Source organism: Christiangramia aestuarii (assembly GCF_009735585.1).
GTDB lineage: Bacteria > Bacteroidota > Bacteroidia > Flavobacteriales > Flavobacteriaceae > Christiangramia > Christiangramia aestuarii.
Genome location: NZ_VJVW01000139.1, coordinates 1 through 391 on the forward strand (window position 1 = coordinate 1; position 391 = coordinate 391).

A 391-nucleotide genomic window follows, 5' to 3' on the forward strand; every position below is an offset into this window, starting at 1 on the left:
TTCGAGCGCGACGATACGCTGCTGAACAACGCCGGCGGCCGGATCAACGGCGGCAGCCTGCTGCTCAAGGGCGCCAGCCTGGATAACAGCGACGGCCAGTTGATCAGCCAGGGCCGGCTCGACGCCATCCTCGGCGGCGCCCTGGTCAACACCGGCGCGGCGCGCCTAGCCAGCGGCGGCGACCTGCTGCTGCGCAGCGCCAGCGTCGACAACCGCGGCGGCAAGCTGGTCAGCCAGGGGCTGCTGGAGATCAGCGCCGGCAGCCTCGACAACAGCGCCTCCGGCACCCTCGCCAGCCAGGCCGACATGAGCCTGCGCCTGGGCGGCGGCGCCCTGCGCAACCAGCAGGACGGCCTGATCTTCAGCCAGGCCGGCGCCCTCGAGGTGCAGG

At 72.6% G+C, this 391-nt stretch carries 1 protein-coding gene; it reads left to right on the forward strand.

Annotation, left to right across the window (positions count from 1 at the left end; all coding sequences use genetic code 11):
* Positions 1 to 391 (forward strand): hypothetical protein (locus FLP08_RS17265; RefSeq protein ID WP_156278160.1); only part of this gene is annotated, 391 nt, incomplete at both ends.